Source organism: uncultured Methylobacterium sp. (assembly GCF_964244095.1).
Classification (GTDB): domain Bacteria; phylum Pseudomonadota; class Alphaproteobacteria; order Rhizobiales; family Beijerinckiaceae; genus Methylobacterium.
In genome coordinates this window covers 1-3,237 of sequence record NZ_CAXTHR010000247.1, presented here as the reverse complement: position 1 = coordinate 3,237, position 3,237 = coordinate 1, and the positions used below count along the sequence as shown (strand labels likewise).

The 3,237-nt window shown below is 67.4% G+C and carries 4 protein-coding genes; all 4 read right to left on the bottom strand.

Going from position 1 to position 3,237, the window contains the following annotated elements; all coding sequences use genetic code 11:
• On the bottom strand, positions 1–379 hold a 379-nt coding region (gene cynS, locus ACFE86_RS21965), incomplete at its 3' end, for a cyanase (protein ID WP_375457432.1).
• A 33-nt stretch (positions 380–412) separates the two neighbouring features.
• Entirely contained in the window at positions 413–1,408 is a 996-nt protein-coding gene (locus tag ACFE86_RS21960; protein WP_375457431.1) for an ABC transporter ATP-binding protein, read from the bottom strand.
• Between the two features lie 4 nt (positions 1,409–1,412).
• On the bottom strand, positions 1,413–2,252 hold the full coding sequence (gene ntrB / locus ACFE86_RS21955; RefSeq protein ID WP_375457430.1) for a nitrate ABC transporter permease: 840 nt from the start codon (positions 2,250–2,252) through the stop codon (positions 1,413–1,415).
• 4 nt (positions 2,253–2,256) lie between these two features.
• The coding region (locus ACFE86_RS21950) for a CmpA/NrtA family ABC transporter substrate-binding protein (RefSeq protein ID WP_375457429.1) at positions 2,257–3,237 on the bottom strand (981 nt) is incomplete at its 5' end.

Below are 3,237 nucleotides of genomic sequence, written 5' to 3'. Positions count from 1 at the left end.
CCTCGCGCTCCATCGTCATGTTGAAGTCGATCGCCGACATGATGCCGTCGCCGAATTCCTCCTGGATCAGCTCCTTGAAGGTGGTGCCGTAGACCATCACGAGTTCATAGAAGCGGTAGATCAGCGGGTCGGTGGGCGGCAGCGACGGGATCGAGCCGCGGTAGGGCGCCTCGTTGAGCATGCGCTCCTCGGACTCGGTGAGGCCAAACAGTTCGGCGGCCTTGGCGGCCTGCGCCTTGGGCAGCTTCATCTGGCCGAGGCACGCGGCGGTGATCAGGATCGGCGACAGGCCGCCGATCTCGTCCTGGATGTACTTCCAGGTCCAGCCCTTGTCGCGCTTGATGTCCAGGAGCTTCTCGGTGAGGTCTTCGCGCTTCATGTCGGCGGTCCTTCTGGTGAGCGTGGTTCGCCATCAGGCCCGCCGGGCCGCGGGCTCGGCGGCGGCGGCGATCACCGCCGCGTCGGCCTCGCTCAGGCTGGGGCGCACCACGGGCGGGTTGCGCTGATCGTAGCCCGGAGGCGGCGCGTCGCGCAGGGTCTTCGAGCGGGTGACGAGGAAATCCATCAGGTGGTTGCGCACCGCGTAGTAGCCCGGCGCGTGGTGGAGCTGCGTCCGGTCGCGGTCCTTGGGCAGCGGGTTCTCGACGATCTCGGCGACCTTGGCCATCGGCCCGTTGGTCATCAGCACGATGCGGTCGGCGAGGTAGATCGACTCGTCGACGTCGTGGGTGATCATGAACACGGTCTGCCCGGTCTCGACGCAGATGCGGCGGACCTCGTCCTGAAGCGTGCCGCGGGTGAGCGCGTCGAGCGCCGAGAACGGCTCGTCCATCAGCAGGATTTTTGGCTCGATCGCCAGCGCGCGGGCGATGCCGACGCGCTGCTTCATGCCGCCGGACAATTCGGAAGGCCGCTTGTGCTCGGAGCCCGCGAGCCCCACCGTCGCGATCGCCTTCCTGGCGCGCGCCTCGATCTCGGCCTTTCCGGCCTTCCGCCAGCGCGAGGACACCGCATACGACACGTTGCCGAGGACGGTGCGCCACGGCAGCAGGGCGTGGCCCTGGAAGATCACCGCGCGGTCGAGGCTCGTGCCGCGGATCTCCGCGCCGGCCGCGATCACCACGCCCTCGCTCGGCGCTTCGAGGCCGGCGAGGATGTTGAGCACTGTGGTCTTGCCACAGCCCGAATGCCCGATCATGCACACGAACTCGCCCCGCCGCATCGGCAGCCACAGGTTCTCGAACACCGTCGCGGTCTTGACGTCCGAAGCCTTGGCCCCGGGCGCCGGGTAGCGCCGGGCGATCCCCTCGATCGAGATGAACTTTTCGTCCGACATGGCGGGGGTCCCGGCGGGAGCGGCGTCGGAAACGGCGCTCGCCGAGCGCCGGAAGGGGAGGAGCTGATTCATCGCCTCACTCCGGGAAGGTCACGAGCCGCTGCGCGCGGGCCAGAAGCTGGTCCAGAATCATCCCGACGAGGCCGATCACCAGGATCGAGACGATCACGTTGTTGATCGAGAGGTTGTTCCACTCGTTCCAGACGAAGTAGCCGATACCGGTGCCGCCCACCAACATCTCGGCGGCCACGATCACCAGCCACGCGATGCCGATCGAGATGCGCATGCCGGTGAGGATCGTGGGTGCCGCGGCCGGCAGGATCACCGTGAAGGCGCGCCGGATCGGCCCGACCTCCAGGGTGCGGGCGACGTTGAGCCATTCCTTGCGGGTGCCGGAGACCCCGAAGGCGGTGTTGATCAGCATCGGCCACAAGCTGCAGATGAAGATCACGAAGATCGCCGACAGGCCGGAATCCTTGATCGTGTACAGCGCGAGCGGCATCCAGGCGAGGGGCGAGACCGGTTTCAGCAACTGGATGAACGGGTCGAGCGCCCGGCCCATCAGCGGCGACATGCCGATGAGGAAGCCCAGGGGAAGCGCCACGATCACCGCGAGCAGGTAGCCGAGCGCGACGCGCCCGATCGAGTAGGCGAGCTGGATGCCCAAGCCCTTGTCGTTGGGCCCGCGGTCGTAGAACGGGTCCTTGAGGTGGCGCCAGATCGTGGCGCCGACATCGAGCGGCCCCGGCATCGCCGACTTGCCGGTGGTGGCCGCCTGCCCCATCAGGGCGGCGTAGTCCGGGTCCATCGCCTGGGTCTTTGCGACGCCGCTGACGGCGACCTGCCAGACGAGCAGGAAGCCGACGAGCAGCGCCAGCGAGAGCAGGCCGGCGCGCAGCGAGAGGGTCCCGGCCACGGCTCTAGCCCGCCTTCCGGATCTTGAAGCTGTCGAGGTATTCCTTGGGCTTTGCCGGGTCGAAGGTCTTGCCCATCACCACGAAGGTCTTGCTCGTCGTGGTCGGCGGCGTCTGGCCGCCCTCCCGCATCAGCTTGGCGGCGTCGGTGGCCAGGAACACCTTGTCGGCCACCGCCTTGTAATCGACCTCGCCCTTGACCTGGCCCCAGCGCTGCATCTGCGTCATGATCCAGACCGCGAAGGACGACCACGGGAACGGGTCGAAATCGACGCGGTCGGGCACCTTGCGCACGTTGCCGAGGCCGTCGGCGAAGGTGCCGGTCAGCACCTGCTCCACCACCGTGACCGGCTGGTTGAGGTAGTTCGCCGGCGCGATCTGAGCGGCGATCTCCTTCCGGTTCTCTTGGCGTGAGGCGTAGGCGGTGGCTTCGATGATGGCGCGCAGGAGCGCGGCGTAGGTGTTCGGGGTCTGGGTGATGAAGTCGTTCGAGGCCGCGAACGCGCAGCAGGGGTGCCGGTCCCAAATCTCCTTGGACAGGAGGTGGATGAAGCCGACGCCGTCGTAGACCGCGCGCTGGTTGACCGGATCGGGCGCCAGGAACCCGTCGATGTTGTCGGCGCGCAGGTTGGCGACCATGTCGGGCGGCGGAACGCTACGGATCTGCACGTCGGTGTCGGGGTCGATGCCGGCTTCCGCGAGGTAGTAGCGCAGCAGGTAGTTGTGCATCGAGTAGTCGAACGGCACCGCGAGCTTGAAGCCCTTCCAGTCCTTCGGGTCGCGCCTTTCCTTGTGCTTCATGGCCAGCGTGATCGCCTGGCCGTTGACGTTCTCGATCGCGGCCGCCGCGTAGGGCTGCGGGTTCGAGCCGACGCCCAGCGAGATCGCGAGCGGCATCGGCACGAGCATGTGCGCGGCGTCGTATTCCTTGTTCAGGGTCTTGTCGCGGATCACCGCCCAGCCGGCGGTCTTGACCACGTCGACGTT

Excerpts from the sequence above, each read along its gene's own strand:
- ACFE86_RS21960 (WP_375457431.1), bottom strand. The coding sequence starts at position 1,408 with ATGAATCAGCTCCTCCCCTTCCGGCGCTCGGCGAGCGCCGTTTCCGAC.